Source organism: Delftia sp. WSY_12 (assembly GCF_043104645.1).
GTDB lineage: Bacteria > Pseudomonadota > Gammaproteobacteria > Burkholderiales > Burkholderiaceae_C > Comamonas > Comamonas tsuruhatensis.
The window spans coordinates 61311-82735 of the sequence record NZ_JBICKW010000030.1 but is presented as its reverse complement, the minus strand read 5'-3'; the positions used below and the strand labels follow the sequence as shown (position 1 = coordinate 82735).

The window sequence follows — 21425 nt, the reverse complement described above, 5'->3', positions numbered from 1 at the left end:
CGGCGGAATTCCAGGGTTATGTTGCTCGGCTGCTACACGTCATTCGACCTAAAATGGGCCTTTTCCCGCCGTCAGAGTATCGCCACACATGACCCAGTTTGCTAAAGAAACCCTGCCCATCAGCCTCGAAGAGGAGATGCGTCGCAGCTATCTCGATTACGCAATGAGCGTGATCGTGGGCCGGGCGCTGCCCGATGCGCGAGATGGTCTCAAGCCTGTGCATCGGCGCGTGCTTTTTGCCATGCACGAGCTCAACAACGACTGGAACAGGCCGTACAAGAAGTCGGCGCGTATCGTCGGCGACGTGATCGGCAAGTACCACCCGCACGGAGACAGCGCGGTGTACGACACCATCGTGCGCATGGCACAGGATTTCTCGCTGCGCCACATGCTGGTCGACGGGCAGGGCAACTTCGGTTCGGTGGACGGGGACAGCGCGGCGGCGATGCGTTACACCGAAATCCGCCTGTCCAAGATTGCCCATGAAATGCTGGGCGATATCGACAAGGAAACGGTCGATTACGGCCCGAACTACGACGGCAGCGAGCGCGAGCCGCTGGTGCTGCCTGCGCGGCTGCCCAATCTGCTGGTCAACGGTTCCTCGGGCATTGCCGTGGGCATGGCCACCAATATTCCACCGCACAACCTCAACGAGGTGGTGGACGCCTGCCTGCACCTGCTGCAGACGCCCCAGGCCACCATCGACGAGCTGATGGAGATCATCCCCGCGCCCGACTTCCCGACGGCCGGCATCATCTATGGCATCAACGGTGTCAAGGAGGGCTATCGCACGGGTCGCGGACGCGTGGTGATGCGTGCCAAGTGCCACTTCGAGGACATCGACCGCGGCCAGCGCCAGGCCATCATCGTCGATGAGCTGCCCTACCAGGTCAACAAGAAGACGCTGCAGGAGCGCATGGCCGAGCTGGTGCACGAAAAGAAGATCGAGGGCATCAGCCACATCCAGGACGAGTCCGACAAGTCGGGCATGCGCCTGGTGATCGAGCTCAAGCGCGGCGAAGTGCCCGAGGTCGTGCTCAACAACCTGTACAAGCTGACCCAGCTGCAAGACACCTTCGGCATGAACATGGTGGCGCTGGTCGATGGCCAGCCCAAGCTGTGCAATCTGAAGGATCTGGTCGAGGTCTTCCTGCAGCACCGCCGCGAAGTGGTCACGCGCCGCACGGTCTATGAACTGCGCAAGGCGCGCGAGCGCGGCCATGTGCTGGAGGGCCTGGCGGTCGCGCTGGCCAACATCGACGACTTCATCGCCATCATCCGCAACGCGCCCACGCCACCTGTGGCCAAGGCCGAGCTGATGACGCGCAACTGGGACAGCAAGCTGGTGCGCGAGATGCTGACGCGCACCCGTACCGATGGCGGCGTGGTCAATGCCGACGACTACCGCCCCGACGGCCTGGAACGCGAATTCGGCATGCAGGCCGATGGCCTGTACCGCCTGTCCGAGACCCAGGCCCAGGAAATCCTGCAGATGCGCCTGCAGCGCCTGACCGGCCTGGAGCAGGACAAGATCGTCGCCGAGTACAAGGACGTGATGTCCGTCATCGAGGACCTGCTGGACATCCTGTCCAAGCCCGAGCGCGTGTCGGCCATCATTGGCGACGAACTCAAGCAGATCAAGGCCGAGTTCGGCCAGAGCAAGGTCGGCGCCCGCCGCAGCACGGTCGAGTACAGCGCGCAGGACCTGTCCACCGAGGACCTGATCACGCCCACCGACATGGTGGTCACGCTCAGCCACACGGGCTACATCAAGAGCCAGCCGCTGTCCGAGTACCGCTCGCAAAAGCGCGGCGGCCGCGGCAAGCAGGCCACGGCCACCAAGGAAGACGACTGGATCGACCAGCTGTTCATCGCCAACACGCACGACTACCTGCTGTGCTTTTCCAACCGCGGCCGCCTGTACTGGCTCAAGGTCTGGGAAGTGCCGGCGGGCTCGCGCGGTTCGCGTGGCCGCCCCATCGTCAACATGTTCCCTCTGCAGGATGGCGAGAAGATCAACGTGGTGCTGCCGCTGACGGGCGAGTACCGCAGCTTCCCGGCCGACCACTATGTGTTCATGTCCACCAGCATGGGCACCGTGAAGAAGACGGCGCTGGACGAGTTCTCCAACCCGCGCAAGGCCGGCATCATCGCCGTGGGCCTGGACGAGGGCGATTTCCTGATCGGCGCAGCCCTCACCGACGGCAAGCATGACGTGATGCTGTTCAGCGACGGCGGCAAGGCCGTTCGATTCGACGAAAACGACGTGCGCCCCATGGGCCGCAATGCGCGTGGCGTCAAGGGCATGACCCTGGAAGAGGGCCAGAGCGTGATCGCGATGCTGGTGGCCGAGGACGAATCGCAAAGCGTGCTCACGGCCACGGAAAACGGCTACGGCAAGCGCACCTCCATCGTCGAGTACACGCGCCATGGCCGAGGCACCAAGGGCATGATCGCCATCCAGCAGTCCGAGCGCAACGGCAAGGTGGTCGCCGCCACCCTGGTCCACGCCGATGACGAAATCATGCTGATCACCGACACTGGCGTGCTGGTGCGCACCCGGGTGTCGGAAATCCGCGAGCTGGGCCGAGCCACCCAGGGCGTGACGCTGATCTCGCTGGACGAAGGCGCCAAGCTGGGCGGCCTGCAGCGCATCGTCGAAAACGATGCCAACGAAGTCGAGGGCGAGGCCACGGGCGAGGAAGCCCCGGGCGGCGACGAAGCCGCTGCCGAAGGCACGGGCGAGCCCGCCTGATGACCCGGCCGCCGCTGGGGCTGCCTCCCACACCGGGAGCGCAGCCGTAGCGGCGGCCCAGATTTTTGACAGTTGCAGGCCCCGCCCGAACTGGCGCCTGCGCGTGACTTGACAGTGAACTCCATGAAACGCCCTTACAACTTCTCCGCCGGCCCTGCCGCCATTCCCGCCGAAGTGCTGCAGCAGGCAGCCGCCGAAATGCTCGACTGGCACGGATCCGGCATGAGCGTGATGGAGATGAGCCACCGCGGCAAGGAGTTCATCTCCATCTACGAACAGGCCGAGGCCGATCTGCGCGAGCTGCTGGCCGTGCCGCCCGAATTCAAGATTCTGTTCATGCAGGGCGGCGGCCTGGCCGAGAACGCCATCGTTCCGCTGAACCTGTCGCGCGCCGGCACGGTGGACTTCGTGCTCAGCGGCAGCTGGAGCCAGAAGTCGGCCAAGGAAGCACGCAAGTACGTAGCCGATGCACACATCGCAGCCAGCGGCGAGGACAGCCAATTCACCACCCTGCCCGCCCCTGAAAGCTGGCAACTGAGCCGTGGCGCCAGCTACGTGCACATCTGCAGCAACGAAACCATCCATGGCGTGGAGTTCCAGGAACTGCCCGACCTGAAGGCGCTGGGCTGCGATGCTCCGCTGGTGGTGGATTTCTCCTCGCACGTGGCCTCGCGCCCCGTCGATTGGAGCCGCGTGGGCCTGGCGTTCGGCGGTGCGCAAAAGAACCTGGGCCCGGCCGGCCTGACCCTGGTCATCGTGCGTGAGGACCTGCTGGGCCACGCCCTGCCCGCCTGCCCTTCGGCTTTCGACTACAAGACCGTGGCCGACAACCAGTCGATGTACAACACGCCGCCCACCTGGGGCATCTACATCGCGGGCCTGACCTTCCAGTGGATCAAGCGCCAGACCGAAGGCGGCCTGACCGGCGTGGCGGCCCTGCAGGCGCGCAATATCGCCAAGGCCGACCTGTTCTACCAGTACGTGGACCAGTCCTCGTTCTACGTGAACAAGGTCGCTGCCAATTGCCGCTCGCGCATGAACATCCCTTTCTTCCTGCGCGACGAGTCGCGCAATGACGCCTTCCTGGCCGGAGCCCGGGAACGCGGCCTGCTGCAGCTCAAGGGCCACAAGTCCGTCGGCGGCATGCGTGCCAGCATCTACAACGCCATGCCCATCGCTGGCGTGCAGGCGCTGGTGGAGTACATGCGCGAATTCGAACAGCGCAACGCCTGACCGACCACACCCCCTTCCATGAGCACCCCACCCCAAGCCTCTCCCGATCTGGCGCATCTGCGCGTGCAGATCGACGATATCGACCAGCAACTGCTGGATCTGCTGAACCGACGCGCCCGCGTGGCCGAGCAGGTCGGCGAGGTCAAGAAGCGGGAAGGCACGCCCTTCTTCCGCCCTGACCGCGTGGCCCAGGTCATCCAGAAGATCGAGTCCGCCAACCCCGGCCCGCTCAAGAACGCCCATGTCTCGGCCATCTGGCGCGAGATCATGTCGGCCTGTCTGGCGCTGGAGTCACCCCAGCGCGTGGCCGTGCTGGGCCCGGCGGGCACGTTCTGCGAGGAAGCGGCCATCCAGTACTTCGGCGGCGCGGCCGACCTGATGTACTGCAACAGCTTCGACGAGGTGTTCCACGCCACGGCTGCGGGCAGCGCGCAGTACGGAGTGGTGGGCGTGGAGAACTCCAACGAAGGCGTGGTCACGCGCTCGCTGGACATGTTCCTGCATACGCCCTGCCACGTGGTGGGAGAGGTCAGCCTGCTGGTGCGCCACAACCTGCTGCGCAGCACCAACACGACCGAAGGCATCAAGGTGGTTGCGGCTCACCCCCAGGCCCTGGCCCAATGTCAGGGCTGGCTGTCCAAGCATCTGCCACATGCCGAACGCCGCCCGGTGTCCAGCAACGCCGAAGGCGCCCGCCTGGCGGCGCTGCACCCCGATATCGCCGGCCTGGCCAGCGAACGCGCGGCCCAGCAATTCGGCCTGCACGTGGTGGCGCATGCCATTCAGGACGATGCCTACAACCGCACGCGCTTCGCCGTCATCTGCCTGCCGCACACGCTGGCGACGCCCGCACCCAGCGGGCAGGATTGCACCAGCATCATCATCTCCGTGCCCAACCGTCCCGGCGCCGTGCATGACCTGCTGGTACCGCTCAAGCGGCACGGCGTCTCCATGACGCGCTTCGAATCGCGCCCCGCACGCACCGGCCAGTGGGAGTACTACTTCTACATCGACCTCGAAGGTCACCCGGCCCAGCCCAACGTGGCCAGTGCGCTGCAGGAGCTGCGCGAGCTGTGCGCCTTCTACAAGGTGCTGGGCACCTATCCGGTCTCCAAGTGATGCAGCCGTTCGAACAACTGGGGTTGATCGGCTGCGGCCTCATGGGCGGCTCGTTCGCGCTGGCGCTCAAGCAGGCCGGGCTGGTCAAGCGTGTCGTGGGCTACAGCAAATCCCCGTCCACCACCGAGCGCGCACGCCAGATGGGCGTCATCGATGTGGAGGCACCCTCGGCCCTGCTGGCCGCCGCCGGCGCAGACCTGGTGCTGCTGGCGGTGCCCGTGGCGGCCACCGAGGCCACGCTCAAGTCCATCAAGCACCTGGTCACGCCCGGGATGATGATCATGGACGTGGGCTCCACCAAGGTCGATGTGGTGCATGCCGCCCGCTCGGCATTGCGCGACCAGCTCGGCTCCTTCGTGCCGGCCCACCCCATTGCGGGCAAGGAAGTCTCGGGCGTCGAGCATTCCGACCCCCAGCTGTACAAGGGCGCACAGGTCATCCTGACGCCCACGGAACGCACACTGACCGAGCACCTGCAAAAGGCCCAGTCCCTGTGGGAGCTGCTGGGCTGCCGCGTGCGCGCCATGTCGCCAGAAGCCCACGACAGCGCCTTTGCCACGGTCAGCCACCTGCCGCATCTGCTGGCCTTCGCCATGATGCAAAGCGTGATCACCCAGCCCGATTCCGATGAGGTGCTGTCCCTGGCCGGCCCCGGCTTCCGTGACTTCACGCGCATTGCAGCAGGCGACCCCAAGATGTGGCGCGATGTGCTGCTGGCCAACAGCGAACAGGTGCTGGCGCAGTCGCGCCAGTTCCAGCAGGCGCTGCAGCAACTCGAATGCCTGATCCAGGCCGGCGACGGCCAAGGCCTGGAAGACCACCTGACCCTGGCCAGCGCGGCGCGTGCCCACTGGCGCATGGGCGTACCGCGCCGCTGACGCGCAACGCCGGCCGCGCTCCAAGCGCCCCCGAGCGCATCTGTGGATTGCGGCCAGCGCGGCCGCAATGCCTTCCGACAGCCTGTTTGCCTCCGAATTGCCATGTTCAGTACCGCCTTCCTCGATATCCCCCCTCTTTCCCGCGCTCAGGGCACGGTGAGCCTGCCAGGCTCCAAGAGCATCTCGAACCGCGTGCTGCTGCTGGCAGCGCTGAGCCAGGGCACGACCGTGGTCCACGACCTGCTTGACTCGGACGACACGCGCGTCATGCTCCGGGCCCTGCAGCAACTGGGCTGCACGGTGGAGCCCACCGCCATCACCCTCGGCCAGCCTGTGCGCATCACCGGCCTGGGCGGCGCCCTGCCCTCCGGCGCCAGTGCCGAGCTGTTCATGGGCAACGCCGGCACGGCCATGCGGCCGCTGACGGCTGCCCTGTCCGTGCTGGGCGGCGACTTCCAACTCAGCGGTGTGCCGCGCATGCATGAGCGCCCCATCGGCGATCTGGTCGATGCGCTGCGACAGCTCGGCTGCCGCATCGACTACCTGGGCAACGAGGGCTTTCCTCCGCTGCACATCCGCCAGCCCGATTTCTCGCAGCTGCCGCACAGCCCCATCCAGGTGCGTGGCGATGTCTCCAGCCAGTTCCTGACCTCGCTGCTGATGGCGCTGCCGCTGCTGGCCAACACGCGCGACATCACCATCGAAGTCGTGGGCGAGCTGATCTCCAAGCCCTACATCCACATCACGCTGGAATTGCTGGCCCGCTTCGGCATTGCCGTGCACAACGAGAACTGGCAGCGCTTCACCATCCCGGCCGGCAGTCGCTACCGCTCGCCGGGCGAGATCCATGTCGAGGCAGACGCCTCGTCGGCCAGCTATTTCATCGCACTGGGCGCCATCGCCTCGGACAGCGCCGAAGGCATCCGCATCCTCGGCGTGGGACTGGACTCCATCCAGGGCGATATCCGCTTTGTCGAAGCCGCGCGCGCAATGGGCGCCGAGGTGGAGGGAGGCCCGAACTGGCTGCGCATACGCCGTGGCGCCTGGCCGCTCAAGGCCATCGACCTGGACTGCAACCACATCCCCGATGCCGCCATGACGCTGGCCGTCATGGCCCTGTATGCTGATGGCACAACCACGCTGCGCAACATCGCAAGCTGGCGCGTCAAGGAGACCGACCGCATCGCGGCCATGACCAAGGAGCTGCGCAAGCTGGGCGCCGAAGTCGAGGAAGGCGCGGACTTCATCCGCGTCACACCGCCCGCATCCACCGCCGCATGGCGTGCGGCCAGCATCCACACCTACGACGATCACCGCGTGGCCATGTGCTTCTCGCTGGCGGCCTTCAACCCGGCCGCCCTGCCGGTGCGCATCGAAGACCCCAAGTGCGTCGCCAAGACCTTCCCCGACTACTTCGAGGCCCTGTTCTCGGTCTGCGAGACCGCCCGCGCGCGCATTCCCGTGATCTGCATCGATGGCCCCACCGCCTCCGGCAAAGGAACCATCGCCGCCGAGGTGGCCGAGGCCCTGGGCTACCACCTGCTGGACTCGGGCGCGCTGTACCGCCTCACAGGACTGGCCGCGTCGCGGGCCGGCATGGTGCTGGACGAATCCCACGCCCCGCAGATTGCCGCGCTGGCGCGCGCGCTGCCCGTGCGCTTTGATGCCGAGCAGCGCATCTGGCTGGGCGACGAGGATGTCACCCTGATCCTGCGCAGCGAGGAGTCGGGCATGAACGCCTCGCGCGTCTCGGCCCTGCCGGCCGTGCGCGATGCACTGGTGGACCTGCAGCTGTCCTTCCAGCAGCTGCCGGGACTGGTCGCCGACGGCCGCGACATGGGCACGGTGATCTTTCCCCATGCTCCCCTCAAGGTCTATTTGTCGGCCTCCGCCGCCTGTCGCGCCGAGCGCCGGCATAAGCAGTTGATTTCCAAAGGAATTGCCGCTAACATAAGCGCCCTTCGGGCAGACCTTGAAGCACGCGATGCGCGGGACATGAACCGCAGCGTCGCACCGCTCAAGCCCGCCCAGGATTCCATGCTGCTTGACAGCTCCGAGCTTTCCATCGAAGAGGTGGCAGAGCAGGTGCTTTCATGGTGGCAGGAACGCCAGCCGTTCGGCCGCGACTGATTGCCAGTTGCGCCGCACGGTCGGCAACCCGCCCTCAGGGCCCAGACATGGCGGCACCGCCCCGTGTACGGCCCGAGGTTCATAGACTCCAACCCCGTGGTTGAACCCACAACACCTCCGCAAACAGTCCTAGAAACGCTTGGCAATGGTGCCAACGGAAACCTGTTTGCGGGCAAGGAAATACATGTCTGAATCTTTTGCCTCCCTGTTTGAAGAATCGCTGCAACGCACGGAAATGCGTCCTGGCGAGGTCATCACCGCTGAAGTCGTGCGCGTCGAGCACAACTTCGTCGTCGTGAACGCTGGCCTGAAGTCGGAAGCCTATGTGCCGATCGACGAATTCAAGAACGACCAGGGAGAAATCGAAGTCCAGGTGGGCGACTTTGTGTCGGTCGCCATCGGCTCGATCGAAAACGGCTACGGCGACACCATCCTGTCGCGCGACACCGCCAAGCGCCTGGCCTCGTGGCTGGCTCTGGAAAAGGCCCTGGAATCGGGCGAATTCGTGACCGGCACGACCTCCGGCAAGGTCAAGGGCGGCCTGACGGTGCTGGTCAACGGCATCCGCGCCTTCCTGCCCGGTTCGCTGATCGACACCCGTCCGATCAAGGACCTGACTCCGTACGAAAACAAGACGATGGAGTTCAAGGTCATCAAGCTGGACCGCAAGCGCAACAACGTGGTGCTGAGCCGCCGCGCCGTGGTCGAAGCCTCGATGGGCGAAGAGCGCGCCAAGCTGATGGAGACGCTGAAGGAAGGCGCCATCGTTCAAGGCGTGGTCAAGAACATCACCGAATACGGTGCGTTCGTGGACCTGGGCGGCATCGACGGCCTGCTGCACATCACCGACATGGCATGGCGCCGCGTGCGTCATCCTTCGGAAGTCGTGCAGGCTGGCCAGGAAATCACGGCCAAGATCCTCAAGTTCGACACCGAGAAGAACCGTGTCTCGCTGGGTCTGAAGCAAATGGGCGACGACCCGTGGATGGGCGTTTCGCGCCGCTACCCCTCCAGCACCCGCCTGTTCGGCAAGGTCACGAACATTGCCGACTACGGCGCGTTCGTCGAGCTGGAACCCGGCATCGAAGGCCTGGTGCACGTCTCCGAAATGGACTGGACCAACAAGAACATTGCTCCGACCAAGCTCGTGACCCTGGGTGACGAAGTCGAAGTCATGGTGCTGGAGATCGACGAAGACAAGCGTCGCATCTCGCTGGGCATGAAGCAGTGCAAGGCCAACCCCTGGCAAGAGTTCGCGCAGAACACCAAGCGCGGCGACCGCGTCAAGGGCCCGATCAAGTCGATCACCGACTTCGGCGTGTTCGTGGGCCTGGCTGCCGGCATCGACGGCCTGGTGCACCTGTCCGACCTGTCCTGGAACGAGCCCGGCGAAGCTGCCGTGCGCAACTACAAGAAGGGCCAGGAAGTCGAAGCCATCGTGCTGGCCGTGGACGTCGAGCGCGAGCGCATCTCCCTGGGCATCAAGCAGCTGGACAGCGATCCCTTCACGACCTTCGTGACCGTGAACGACAAGGGCCAGATCGTGTCGGGCAAGGTCAAGACGGTGGACGCACGCGGTGCTGAAATCGACCTGGGCGAAGACATCGTCGGCTACCTGCGCGCTTCGGAAATCGCCGTTGACCGCGTGGAAGATGCCCGCTCGGTGCTGAAGGAAGGCGACGAGATCACCGCCGTGGTGGTCAATGTGGATCGCAAGACCCGCAACATCCAGCTGTCGATCAAGGCCAAGGACCAGGTTGACCAGCAAGAAGCCATGGCTTCCCTGTCCGCCCAGTCGGCCAAGGAAAACGCCGGCACGACCAGCCTGGGCGCCCTGCTGCGCGCCAAGCTGGACAACTCCGACAAGTAATCAGCAGCCAGTCTGCTGACCGCTGAAGGTCGGATGCGACGGGTGCCTCCGGGCGCCCGTCGCCATTTCAACCCCTGATTCCTATCCTTGATGACCCGATCCGATCTCGTCGAAGAACTCGCAGCACGCTTTGGCCAACTGAGCCAGCGCGACGCCGAGCAGGCCGTCAAGACGATTCTTGACGCCGTCAGCGATGCCCTGGTGCGCGGCCATCGCATCGAAATCCGCGGCTTTGGAAGTTTCTCGGTCAACCACCGCCCGCCCCGCATGGGCCGCAATCCCCGCAGCGGCGAGGCCGTCCACATTCCGTCCAAGCGCGTGCCGCACTTCAAGCCCGGCAAGGCCCTGCGCGAAGCCGTGGACCTGCGCCCCGGCGCGGCGCCCGACACGGTTGTCGCCAGTTCCGCAGGCACCGGCCCTGCCGCCTGAAAGCCGGCTTGCCGGCTGCGCGCACTGCAGCCGTCGTCACCGCCAGGCTCTAGAATCGTTCCCGTCACACAAGGGAACACATGAAGTACTTCCTGTGGCTGCTCAAGGCGGCCATTTTTTTTACGCTGTTCGCCTTCGCACTGAACAACCAGCAGGACGCGACGGTGCACTTCTTCTTCGGCACCTCCTGGACTGCGCCGCTGGTACTGGTGGTGCTGGCCGCCTTTGCACTGGGCCTGATCGTGGGCGTGCTGGGCATGGTGCCGCGCTGGCTCAAGCACCGCAATGCCGCGCGCTCGACCCAGGCCCCCGCGCCTGCAGCCGAAGGAGCGGCGCCAGCCACGGCGCCCAAGGCGCCCCCCTCCCCCATCCTGCCGGGCGACGTGCATGGAATTTGATCTGAGCTGGATACTGCTGGGCCTGCCCGTGGCCTTCGTGCTGGGCTGGCTGGCCTCGCGCTGGGACCTGCGGCAGATCCGCGCCGAAAACCGCCAGGCACCCAAGGCCTACTTCAAGGGATTGAACTTCCTGCTCAACGAGCAGCAGGACAAGGCCATCGACGCCTTCATCGAAGCCGTGCAGAACGACCCCGACACCTCGGAGTTGCACTTCGCCCTGGGCAATCTCTTTCGCCGCCGCGGCGAATACAACCGCGCCGTGCGCGTGCATGAGCACCTGCTGTCGCGCGGCGACCTCAGCCGCGTGGACCGCGACCGCGCCCAGCACGCGCTGGCCCAGGACTTTCTGAAGGCAGGCCTGCTCGATCGCGCCGAGGACGCGCTGCGCCGCCTGGAAGGCACGGCCTTCGAGGCCGAGGCCCGCCTGGCCCTGCTGGCCATCTACGAGCGCTCGCGCGACTGGACACAGGCCGCCGCCATTGCTCGCCGCATGCAGGATGCCAACCAGGGGGACTTCAGTGGCCGGCTGGCGCACTACCTGTGCGAAGACGCCCAGTCCTTGCTCACGCAGGGCCAGCAGGCCGAGGCGCTGCAGCGGCTGCAGCAAGCCATCACCACAGCACCCCAGGCTGCGCGACCGCGCCTGGAGCATGCCCAGTTGCAGCATCGCATGGGGCAATCGGCCCAGGCCTTGCAAACGCTGGAAAGCCTGGCCGAGCAGTCCCCCGCCGCGCTGCCGCTGGCAGCCCAGTTGCTGGTGGACATCGCCGCCGCCACAGGCCAACGCCAGCATGTCCACCAGCTGCTCGGCCAGCAATACGCCCAGGCACCTTCGCTGGACCTGCTGCAGGCGTTGGTTGCGCTGGACGCTCAAATTGAAGAACAGAGCACCGATGGTGAAACCAAGGCACCGGGACGCGCCCGCCTGGTCCAGCATCTGGACCGGGAACCTTCCTTGGTGGCTGCTGCGCAGTGGCTGGCTGGCGAGAAACTGTCCGAGGAGCAATACCACCCAGCCGTGCAACGCGCGCTGGACCACGCCGCCAAACCGCTGACCCGCTATCGCTGCGCGGCCTGCGGCTTCGAGGCTCGCCAGCATTTCTGGCACTGCCCCGGCTGCCAGAGCTGGGACAGCTACCCGGCCCGGCGCGTCGAGGAGCTGTGATGGGCCGGGGTGGCGAAAGGCGGCCTTATCCCCGGCACCGCGTCACCCCCATTGGCAAACACGGCATGGCCAGTGTATTTTCAGAGTATTCCTAGAAACCGCCCTGGAGGGCGCGTGGCCATTGGCTTTGGGCGCGTGCGGCCGAGCCTGCGCCGGCCTCCTGGAGCCCGCGACTGCCTGGCGGCACGCCAGAGGCCTGCATAAGATGCTTCTGGGTCGCAATGTTGCGGCCCTCAACATTGAGGGATCAGGAGGTTTGTATGTTCAGAAAATTGATGGCTGGCTTCATTGCGCTGCTGTGGTCCGTGATGGCTTTGGCCGCTGTGGAAGCCAACAAGGCGAATGAAGCCGAACTGACATCCATCAAGGGCATAGGCCCGGCCATGTCGGCACGCATTCTCGAGGAACGCAAATCAGCCCCCTTCAAGGACTGGCCCGACTTCATCGCACGGGTCAAGGGTGTGGCGGAACCGACCGCCACCAAGTTTTCGGGCGAAGGCCTGACTGTCAACGGCAGCAGCTACAAAGGCCACAGCGCCAAGCCTGATGCCAAGGACACTGCGGCCAAGGGGGGCAAGGACACGGCGGCCCAGGGCGCCAAGCCGACCAAGGAGCAGGCGGCAAAGCCGGCCATTCCAGCCAAGGCCGGCTCGGCCTCCTGAAGACGCGAACTGTCTCTATCCAACCCGCTTCGGCGGGTTTTTCATGCGTACGACCCTCGGGGTATGCGCGGCCATAGCCTGAAACATGCTCAGGTTTTCATAGCGAAGCAAAAAACCTTGCCCGTAAAATGGACCGCCCATGCCCCTGATCACCCTCATACTCCTACCCTTCATCGGCAGCCTGATTGCCGCAATGCTGCCCGCCAATGCGCGCAATACGGAGTCGACTCTGGCCGGCGTGATCGCATTGGGCTGTGCCATACAGACCGCATTGCTGTTTCCACAGATCGCCGATGGGGAAGTGCTGCGCCAGGAGATCGAGTGGCTGCCGGCACTGGGACTGAACCTGGTGATCCGCATGGACGGCTTTGCCTGGATGTTCTGCATGCTGGTGCTGGGCATAGGCTCGCTGGTCGTGCTGTATGCGCGCTACTACATGTCGCCGGCCGATCCAGTGCCGCGCTTTTTCTCTTTCTTTCTGGCCTTCATGGGCGCGATGGCGGGCGTGGTGCTGTCGGGCAACATCATCCAGATTGCCTTCTTCTGGGAGCTGACCAGCCTCTTCTCCTTTCTTCTGATCGGATACTGGCACCATCGCAAGGATGCACGCCGCGGCGCGCGCATGGCGCTGACGGTGACGGGCACAGGCGGCCTGGCCATGCTGGCCGGCATGCTGGTGCTGGGCCACATCGTGGGCAGCTATGACCTGGACAACGTGCTCATCGCCGGCCAGCAGGTGCGTGACCACCAGCTGTACCTGGTCGCCCTGGTGCTGATCCTGCTGGGCGCGCTGACCAAGAGTGCGCAGTTCCCCTTCCACTTCTGGCTGCCGCACGCCATGGCCGCGCCCACGCCGGTGTCGGCCTATCTGCACTCCGCCACCATGGTCAAGGCCGGCGTGTTCCTGCTGGCGCGCATGTGGCCCGTGCTGGGTGACACCGATGCCTGGTTCTGGCTGGTGGGCGGAGCCGGCGCGGCAACCCTGCTCATCGGCGGCTATCTGGCCATGTTCCAGCACGATCTCAAGGGATTGCTGGCCTATTCGACGATTTCCCACCTGGGCCTGATCACGCTGCTGCTGGGCCTGAACAGCAAGCTGGCCGCCGTGGCTGCGGTGTTCCACATCATGAACCACGCGACCTTCAAGGCCTCGCTGTTCATGGCCGCGGGCATCGTCGACCATGAAAGCGGCACGCGCGACATCCGCCGCCTCTCCGGCCTGCGGCACATGATGCCCATCACGGCCACGCTGGCCTGCGTGGCCAGTGCGGCCATGGCGGGCGTACCGCTGCTCAACGGCTTCCTGTCCAAGGAAATGTTCTTCGCCGAGACCGTCTACCTGGATGCCGCTCCCTGGGTGCGCACGGCCTTGCCGGTGGCCGCCACGGTGGCGGGCATGTTCAGCGTGGCCTATTCGCTGCGCTTCACCATCGACGTCTTCTTCGGCCCCAAGGCCACCGACCTGCCGCATGACCCGCACGAGCCTCCGCACTGGATGCGCGTGCCCGTCGAGCTGCTGGTGCTGGCCTGCCTGGTGGTGGGCATGCTGCCGGCGTGGGCGGTGGGCAGCTTTCTCGCAGCGGCCGCCACGCCCGTGGTCGGCGGCGACCTGCCCGAGTACAGCCTGGCCATATGGCACGGCTGGAACATGCCCTTGATCATGAGCCTTGTGGCGTTGATTGGCGGCATCCTGCTGTACATGCTGCTGCGCTGGCAGCGCCAGGCCGGCCATATGGATACCGCGCCGCTGGTGGGGACGCTCAGCGGCCAGCGTGTTTTCGAGAACCTGCTGGCCCGCCTGTCCCTGCTGGGCCGCTGGTCGCGCCGGCGCCTGTCCACCATGCGCCTGCAGTGGCAGATGCTGTGGCTGGTCTGCACTGCCGTGCTGGCTGGCGTTCTGCCCCTGTGGCTGCAAGGCATCAAGCTGGGCGACCGGAGCATGCTGCCGCTGTCGCCCGCCTTCGTGATGCTGTGGGCCGTGGGCATTCTCTGCGCCCTGGGTACGGCCTGGAAGGCCAAGTACCACCGGCTGACGGCGCTGATCATGCTGGGCGGCGCCGGCCTGTGCACCTGCCTGACCTTCCTGTGGTTCTCGGCGCCTGACCTGGCGCTGACGCAGCTGGTCGTCGAGGTCGCCACCACGGTGCTGATGCTGCTGGGCCTGCGCTGGATGCCCAAGCGCGACAAAAGCCTGCACATTCCCGTGCTGTCCGCCGAGCTGCGCGCCCGCTCGCGCCGCATGCGTGACCTGCTGCTGTCGCTGGTTGCAGGTGGCGGCATGGCCTGGCTGGCCTTCGCCATGATGAGCCGCCCCTTCTATGACGGGGCCTCCACCTTCTTCCTGGAACATGCGCTCAGCGATGGCGGCGGCACCAATGTGGTCAACGTCATGCTGGTGGACTTCCGGGGCTTCGACACCTTCGGCGAGATCGTGGTGCTGGGCATCGTGGCCCTGGTCGTCTATGCGCTGCTCAGGCGCTTTCGCCCGGCCCGCGAGACGCTGGACCTGCCCGAGCAGCAGCGCTACATGCCTGGCGACCTGCAGACCGATCTGTTCAATCCGCGCAACGCAGGCGATACGGCCGTGGGCTACCTGATGGTGCCCGCCGTGCTGGTGCGGCTGCTGCTGCCGTTTGCCGCCCTGGTTTCCGTCTACATCTTCATGCGCGGCCACAACGAGCCCGGCGGCGGCTTCGTGGCCGGCCTGGTGTTCTCGGTCGCCTTGCTGATGCAGTACATCATCTCCGGCACGCAGTGGGTCGAGGCCCACCTGCCGATCTTCCCGCGCCGATGGATCGGTGTCGGCCTGCTGTTCGCACTGGGTACCGGCATGGGCTCCATCGTGGCCGGCTATCCCTTTCTCACCAGCCACACCTTCCATATGACCCTGCCAGTCGTCGGCGACGTGCATCTCGCCAGCGCCCTGTTCTTCGACATCGGTGTGTTCTCGCTGGTGGTCGGCGCGACCATGCTCATTCTGACGGCCATCGCCCACCAATCGGTGCGCAGCCACCGCTACCACGCCCGTCTGCTGGAGGAGCAGCAGCAACAGGCCGAAGAGGCCGAAGCCGCCGTGCAGCAGGCCACCGCTGCAGCGCTTGCGCGAGGAGGTTTCTGATGGAAGTCGTGCTTGCCATTGCCATCGGCGTACTGACGGGCTCGGGCGTGTGGCTGCTGCTGCGCCCACGCACCTACCAGGTCATCATGGGCCTGGCCCTGCTGTCTTACGCAGTCAACCTGTTCATCTTCAGCATGGGCCGCCAGGGCCTGGCCATCGACAAGGAGCCCGTGCTGCGTGCCGGCGTGCCGCAGGATCTTGCGCACTATGCGGACCCCATGCCGCAGGCGCTGGTGCTCACGGCCATCGTGATCGGCTTTGCCATGACGGCACTGTTCCTGGTGGTGCTGCTGGCCTCGCGCGGCACCACGGGCACCGACCATGTGGACGGAGCCCATTCCCGCACCGAGCAGGAGATGCCATGAACGAGCTGACCGCCCGTCTCATGCCGCACCTGATGCTGGCGCCCATCGTGCTGCCCATGCTTTCGGCAGCGCTGATGCTGTTGCTGCGCGAAGAGCGCCAGCGCCTCAAATTCGCTCTTGGACTGGTATCCACCCTGATGGGGCTGGGCGTGGCCGTGATGCTGATGCTGTGGACCGACCAGGCCGGCGCGCCCGTCAACCTGGGCGTCTACATGCCGGGCAACTGGCCCATGCCCTTCGGCATCTCGCTGGCACTGGACCGCCTGACCGGCATGATGCTGGTGCTGACCTATACGGTGGCCCTGGCCTCGCTGGTCTTCTCCAGCGCCCGCTGGCACCGCGCGGGGATGCACTTTCACTCGCTGTTCCAGTTTCAGCTGATGGGCCTGAGCGGCGCCTTCCTCACGGCGGACCTGTTCAACCTGTTCGTGTTCTTCGAGATCATGCTCGCGGCCTCCTATGGACTGGTCCTGCATGGTTCCGGGCGGACGCGCATCCAGGCGGGCCTGCACTACATCGCCATCAATCTTGCAGCCTCGTCGCTGTTCCTGATCGGCGTGTCCATGCTCTACGGCCTGACCGGCACGCTGAACATGGCCGACCTGGCACGTGCCATCCCCCAGGTCAGCAGCGACGACCGCGGGCTGCTGCATTCGGCCGCTGCCATCCTGGGCATTGCCTTCCTGACCAAGGCAGCCATGTGGCCGCTGAACTTCTGGCTGGTGCCGGCCTACAGCGCAGCCACCGCTCCCGTGGGCGCCGTGTTCGCGCTCATGACCAAGGTGGGCGTCTACGTGGTGCTGCGGCTGTGGACGCTGCTGTTCAGCTCCGAGGCCGGCGCCTCCGCCCTGTTCGGCAGCACCTGGCTGATCGTCGGCGGCATGCTGACCATGGCCTTCGGCGGCCTGGGCATGCTGGGCTCGCAGCGCCTGACGCATATCGCAGGCTTTGCGGCCGTTCTCTCTTCGGGCACCTTGCTGGCCGCCACGGGCTTTGGCCAGAATGCCTTGACGGCCGGGCTGCTGTACTACCTGCCCAGCTCCACCCTGGCCGTGAGCGCCCTGTTTCTGATCGCCGACGTGGTGGACCGCTGGCGCGTGGATGACGATGCGGGCGAGCCCTATGAGGATGACGAGGCTCCCTTCCTCAACGCCGAACTGCTGCCCACGGAGGGCTTCAACCTCGACGAATCCGAAGAGGTGCTGATCGGCCGCGCCATTCCCGCAGCGGCCGCCTTCATCGGCCTGAGCTTCATGCTGGCCACCCTGGTGGTCACCGGCCTGCCCCCGCTTTCGGGCTTTGTGGGCAAGTTCGCCATGCTGTCTGCCCTGCTCAACCCGCTGGGCCTGGGCAACTCCAGCGGCTTCCAGGCCGGCTGGGCCGGCTGGGTGCTGGTGGCGTTGATGATCGCCACGGGACTGCTCGCCCTGCTGTCGCTGGTGCGCGCCGGCATACGCCATTTCTGGGCGACCGAGGAGCAGAACTCGCCCTCGTTGCGTGTGGCCGAAGGCCTGCCCATCGCCGTGCTGCTGGCCTGCTGCGTGGCGCTCACCGTGCAGGGTGGCCAGCTGATGGGCTACACGCAGCGTGCGGCCGATGCGCTGCTGGCGCCCGATGTCTATGTGCGCTCCGTCATGGGCACGCAGCCGGAGCCGAGCCCGGCAGAAAAGAAGGCGCGGCTGGAAGCCGGCCCCGAAGGCGCCGCGCGCGCCGCTGCCCAGGCCAGCGGCGCCCCCATGCCCGCAGGCATAGGCGATGCAGGCCCAACGGCCGGCAAGGAGGATTCCCGATGATGAAAACCCTGCTGCCCGCGCCGCTGCTGTCGGTGGCGCTGTTCCTGCTGTGGCTGCTGCTCAACCGCTCGTTCAGCAGCGGCCAGATCCTGCTGGGCGCCTTGCTGGGCCTGTTGCTGCCGCTGCTGCTGCGCGGCCTGCGCCCCTTGCCCGTGCGCGTGCGCCATCCGCTGACCATCGTGCGCCTGGGGCTGCGCGTGGTCTGGGACACCTCGGTGTCCAACTTCAACGTCGTGCGGTTCATGCTGTTTCCGGGCATGCGCAAGCACCCGGCCAACTTCGTGCGCATCCCGCTGGAACTGCGCGACCCCAACGGCCTGGCCGTGCTCGCCATGATCGTGTGCATCACGCCCGGCACGGCCTGGGCCGAGATCTCGCGCGACCGCTCCCAGCTCATGCTGCATGTGCTGGAGGTCGATGACCCCGAAGAGATCGTCCAGCACGTCAAGCGCTCCTACGAGCGCCCCCTGATGGAGATTTTCGAATGATGCCCTGGTTCCACTGGACTTTGATGTTCGCGCTGGGCCTGCTGGTCGCCGCCATGGGCTGCGCCGTGCTGCGCCTGCTCAAGGGCCCGCACGCCCAGGATCGCGTGCTGGCGCTGGACTGCATGTACCTCAACGGCATGCTGGCCATGCTGCTGATGGGCATCATCTATGACAGCACCAGCTATTTCGAGGCCGCCCTGCTGGTTGCGCTGTTCGGCTGCGTGGGCTCCACGGCCATGGCCAAGTTCCTGCTGCGCGGCGAGGTGATTGAATGATGCCGGAAACCACCACGCTGCCGCTGTGGTGCCAGATCCTGGTGGCTGTGCTGGCGCTGGGCGGCGCCATCATCGCCTTTCTGGGCTCCATGGGCCTGTGGCGCCTGGACAGCTATTTCGAGCGCGTGCATGCGCCTTCCATCATCGCCACCATGGGCTGCTGGCTGATCATGCATGCCACCTGGATCTACTTTTCCGTCAGCGGACAGAGCCTGGCCGTGCATGCGCTGCTGATTGCGGTGTTCATCTCGGTGACCGTTCCCATCACGACCATCTTCCTGATGCGTGCAGCCCTGTTCCGCGCACGCCGTGCGGGCCAGGACGTGCCGCCGCCGCTGAGCAGCGTCGTGCGCAACGAGCCGGCCGAACACCCGGACGTCTGAAGCGCAATCGGGCCTGAAAATACCCGCCGATGCGGCAGGCAGCGGCAGGCAAAAGCCCTACTGCCAACTGTCCAGCATACGAATTCGCCCACGGCTGCGTCAATGCGCCAAAGGACCCGGTGCGCGAGCCCCGCGGCTATGAGTTTGTGAGCGTATAGTGCAGTCATCATCTGCGCTGGCAACGTATTTGATGGAACGGCCACAGGCGTGGCCGCCCTGGTTTTTCCTGTGTACGAGGGTTCATGCAAATCTCTTCCCCCCTGACCGATACCGATCTGGCCAACGGCTGGTCGGCCCTTCACAACCAGGCACACAACGGCATGGCATTGCAGCAGAACTCCAATCGCCTGGCCTTCGCGGACCCGGAATTCATGTTCCGCCGCGAAACCCGCGGCATCCGCATGCAGCTGGAGCTGCTCAAGCCGGACCTGGCCCAGATCGAGCGCGGCATCGAGCACACCGTCGTGGTCTATGGCAGCGCCCGCTTCGTGGACCTGGAGCAGGCCGAGCAGCAATTGGCCGACGCACAGGCCAGCGGCGATCCCCAGCGCGTTGCCTTGGCCGAGCGCGCCGTGCGCAATGCGCACCGCTATGAACAGGCCCGCGCCTTCACGCGCATCGTGGCCGCCGACAGCCTGAACCAGCCGCCCGAGGAGCGCCTCTACATCTGCACCGGCGGCGGCCCCGGCATCATGGAGGCGGCCAACCGAGGCGCCCATGACGTGGGCGCGCCCAGCATCGGCCTGAACATCGAGCTGCCGCACGAGCAAAACGGCAACCGCTTCATCTCGCCGGACCTGAGCTTCAAGTTCCACTACTTCGCCCTGCGCAAGATGCATTTCATGATGCGCGCCAAGGCCCTGGTGGCCTTCCCCGGCGGCTTCGGCACGCTGGACGAGCTGTTCGAGGTGCTGACCCTCATGCAGACCGGCAAGACGCATTCCGTGCCCGTGATCCTTTTTGGCACCGAGTTCTGGAAGCGCCTGCTCAACATCGACCTGATGATCGAGGAAGGCACGATCTCGCCCAAGGACCTGCAGCTGTTCCGCTATACCGATGATCCGGTCGAAGCCTGGGCGCTGATCAAGCAGTTCCACGCTGGCGGCTGGTAAGCCGCAGCGGCCGGCAGGCCGCCACCGCATCGCAAGGCGATCTGCGCACCAAGGCGCAGGTCGCTTTTTTTCATTCCGGCTTGCGCGGCGTCAGCCCCATGAACCAGGCCGTGCGGATGCCCGAGGCCACGGCCGCGCCCACCACCCAGAACAGCGCAGACACGCCGATCAATGCCCCCGCCGAGCCGAACAGCACGGGCATGGCCACGCTGGAGGCATTGATGGCCATGAGCCGCAGGCCCAGTGCCTCGCCATGGCGGTGCTCGGGCGTGATCTGGTGCAGCATGCTCATGACCATGGGCTGCACAGATCCCAGTGAAAAACCCAGCATCACTGAACACATGCCCATGGTCAGCGCCGAGTCCATGAAGGGGTACAGCGCAAAGACGAAGGCGGTGATGGCCATGGCACCGGAGATCACGGCGCCTTCGCGCAAGCGCTCGGCCACCAGCGGCATGGCCAGGCGGATGGCGGCGGCCGCCACGGCAAAAATGCCCAGCAGCGTGCCGATGACCGAGGCACTCAGGCCCTTCTCATGGCCCAGCAGCGGCAGCACGAAGGTGTGCACGTCCCAGCATGCGGACTGCAGCCAGTTGACCAGCAGCAGGTTGCGGAAATTGCGGTCGCGCAGCAAGTCCCAGGCATGCTGCCTGGGGCCGCCTATGGGCGCGCGCACGGGCGGCAATTCCTGCGTGTGGCGCACCCAGCTCCAGGCCAGCACGGGCACCAGGGCCAGCAGGCCGAAGGCGACGCGGTAGCCCATGGTACTGCCCTCGCCGCCAAAATTCGCGTGATCGATCAGCAGCCCGGTGCTGAAGGGCCCGATGAAGTTGGAGATGGCCGGGCCTATGGCCAACCAGCTGAACACCTTCTTGAGCGCCACCGCATCGTGGGTGACACGGCCCGCATGGCGCTGCACGGCAATCACCACGGCGCCGCTGGCTCCGCCCGTCAACAACGCCGCAAGGCATAGCACCGGATACAGCGGCAATGCCAGCGCCAGCGCGCAGCCCCCGCTGGCCGCCAGCATGGACAGGAAAAACGGCTTTCGAAAACCATGCTTGTCCGCGAAGCGCCCGGCCGGCAGCGCCAGGAACACCTGGGTCAGCGCGAACAGCGCCAGCAAGATGCCCACGGCCGCCGCGCTATAGCCCTGCTGCAGCGCCAGCAAGGGCGCTGCCAGCCGCATGCCGGCCATGGTGGCATGCACGCTGACCTGCGCCATGATGACCTTGAACAGGGCCAGGTTCAT

At 65.8% G+C, this 21425-nt stretch carries 18 protein-coding genes; 17 read left to right on the top strand and 1 reads right to left on the bottom strand.

Annotated features, from left to right (window positions below; translation table 11 throughout):
* Window positions 1–88 precede the first annotated feature (88 nt).
* The 17 genes from gyrA (at window position 89) to ACF8LI_RS18475 (ending at window position 20173) form a co-directional block, all read left to right on the top strand.
* Complete coding sequence (gene gyrA / locus ACF8LI_RS18555) at window positions 89–2755, top strand: DNA gyrase subunit A (protein ID WP_046238042.1); 2667 nt, start codon at window positions 89–91, stop codon at window positions 2753–2755.
* Between the two features lie 123 nt (window positions 2756–2878).
* The gene (gene serC, locus ACF8LI_RS18550) at window positions 2879–3988 is read left to right on the top strand and encodes a 3-phosphoserine/phosphohydroxythreonine transaminase (RefSeq protein WP_392413731.1); all 1110 of its coding nucleotides are present in this window, start codon (window positions 2879–2881) and stop codon (window positions 3986–3988) included.
* An 18-nt stretch (window positions 3989–4006) separates the two neighbouring features.
* Complete coding sequence (gene pheA / locus ACF8LI_RS18545) at window positions 4007–5107, top strand: prephenate dehydratase (protein WP_016454364.1); 1101 nt, start codon at window positions 4007–4009, stop codon at window positions 5105–5107.
* On the top strand, window positions 5107–5985 hold the full coding sequence (locus tag ACF8LI_RS18540) for a prephenate dehydrogenase/arogenate dehydrogenase family protein (RefSeq protein WP_016449514.1): 879 nt from the start codon (window positions 5107–5109) through the stop codon (window positions 5983–5985). Before pheA ends, ACF8LI_RS18540 begins: the two co-directional genes overlap by 1 nt.
* Window positions 5986–6087: 102 nt before the next feature.
* A complete protein-coding gene (locus tag ACF8LI_RS18535; protein ID WP_392413729.1) occupies window positions 6088–8115 on the top strand; it encodes a bifunctional 3-phosphoshikimate 1-carboxyvinyltransferase/cytidylate kinase in 2028 nt (675 codons plus the stop codon).
* A 145-nt stretch (window positions 8116–8260) separates the two neighbouring features.
* Window positions 8261–9985, top strand: coding sequence for a 30S ribosomal protein S1 (gene rpsA, locus ACF8LI_RS18530; RefSeq protein WP_255247313.1), 1725 nt, complete (start codon window positions 8261–8263; stop codon window positions 9983–9985).
* A 90-nt stretch (window positions 9986–10075) separates the two neighbouring features.
* A complete protein-coding gene (locus ACF8LI_RS18525) occupies window positions 10076–10414 on the top strand; it encodes an integration host factor subunit beta (protein ID WP_392413727.1) in 339 nt (112 codons plus the stop codon).
* An 80-nt stretch (window positions 10415–10494) separates the two neighbouring features.
* A complete protein-coding gene (locus tag ACF8LI_RS18520) occupies window positions 10495–10812 on the top strand; it encodes a lipopolysaccharide assembly LapA domain-containing protein (RefSeq protein WP_209672293.1) in 318 nt (105 codons plus the stop codon).
* Entirely contained in the window at window positions 10802–11977 is a 1176-nt protein-coding gene (lapB, locus tag ACF8LI_RS18515) for a lipopolysaccharide assembly protein LapB (protein WP_392413725.1), read from the top strand. Before ACF8LI_RS18520 ends, lapB begins: the two co-directional genes overlap by 11 nt.
* A gap of 260 nt (window positions 11978–12237) precedes the next feature.
* Window positions 12238–12639, top strand: a complete 402-nt coding sequence (locus tag ACF8LI_RS18510) for a ComEA family DNA-binding protein (RefSeq protein ID WP_392413723.1) — start codon at window positions 12238–12240, stop codon at window positions 12637–12639.
* A 139-nt stretch (window positions 12640–12778) separates the two neighbouring features.
* Entirely contained in the window at window positions 12779–15757 is a 2979-nt protein-coding gene (locus ACF8LI_RS18505) for a monovalent cation/H+ antiporter subunit A (RefSeq protein ID WP_151019170.1), read from the top strand.
* Window positions 15757–16122, top strand: a complete 366-nt coding sequence (locus ACF8LI_RS18500) for a Na+/H+ antiporter subunit C (RefSeq protein ID WP_016450499.1) — start codon at window positions 15757–15759, stop codon at window positions 16120–16122. The genes ACF8LI_RS18505 and ACF8LI_RS18500 overlap by 1 nt, the downstream gene beginning before the upstream one ends.
* Window positions 16119–17915: a monovalent cation/H+ antiporter subunit D gene (locus ACF8LI_RS18495; RefSeq protein WP_017404727.1), complete on the top strand. Its 1797-nt coding sequence runs from the start codon at window positions 16119–16121 to the stop codon at window positions 17913–17915. The genes ACF8LI_RS18500 and ACF8LI_RS18495 overlap by 4 nt, the downstream gene beginning before the upstream one ends.
* Window positions 17912–18403 carry a Na+/H+ antiporter subunit E gene (locus ACF8LI_RS18490; protein ID WP_016450497.1) on the top strand — a complete coding sequence of 164 codons (492 nt, stop codon included), beginning with the start codon at window positions 17912–17914 and terminating at the stop codon, window positions 18401–18403. The genes ACF8LI_RS18495 and ACF8LI_RS18490 overlap by 4 nt, the downstream gene beginning before the upstream one ends.
* Window positions 18400–18678: a K+/H+ antiporter subunit F gene (locus ACF8LI_RS18485; RefSeq protein ID WP_012206532.1), complete on the top strand. Its 279-nt coding sequence runs from the start codon at window positions 18400–18402 to the stop codon at window positions 18676–18678. Before ACF8LI_RS18490 ends, ACF8LI_RS18485 begins: the two co-directional genes overlap by 4 nt.
* On the top strand, window positions 18675–19061 hold the full coding sequence (locus ACF8LI_RS18480; RefSeq protein ID WP_016450496.1) for a monovalent cation/H(+) antiporter subunit G: 387 nt from the start codon (window positions 18675–18677) through the stop codon (window positions 19059–19061). Before ACF8LI_RS18485 ends, ACF8LI_RS18480 begins: the two co-directional genes overlap by 4 nt.
* Window positions 19062–19303: 242 nt before the next feature.
* Window positions 19304–20173, top strand: a complete 870-nt coding sequence (locus ACF8LI_RS18475; RefSeq protein ID WP_016450495.1) for an LOG family protein — start codon at window positions 19304–19306, stop codon at window positions 20171–20173.
* Window positions 20174–20243: 70 nt separating this feature from the next.
* On the opposite strand, the gene ACF8LI_RS18470 is transcribed toward ACF8LI_RS18475, so the two are convergent.
* Entirely contained in the window at window positions 20244–21425 is a 1182-nt protein-coding gene (locus ACF8LI_RS18470; RefSeq protein WP_392413721.1) for an MFS transporter, read from the bottom strand.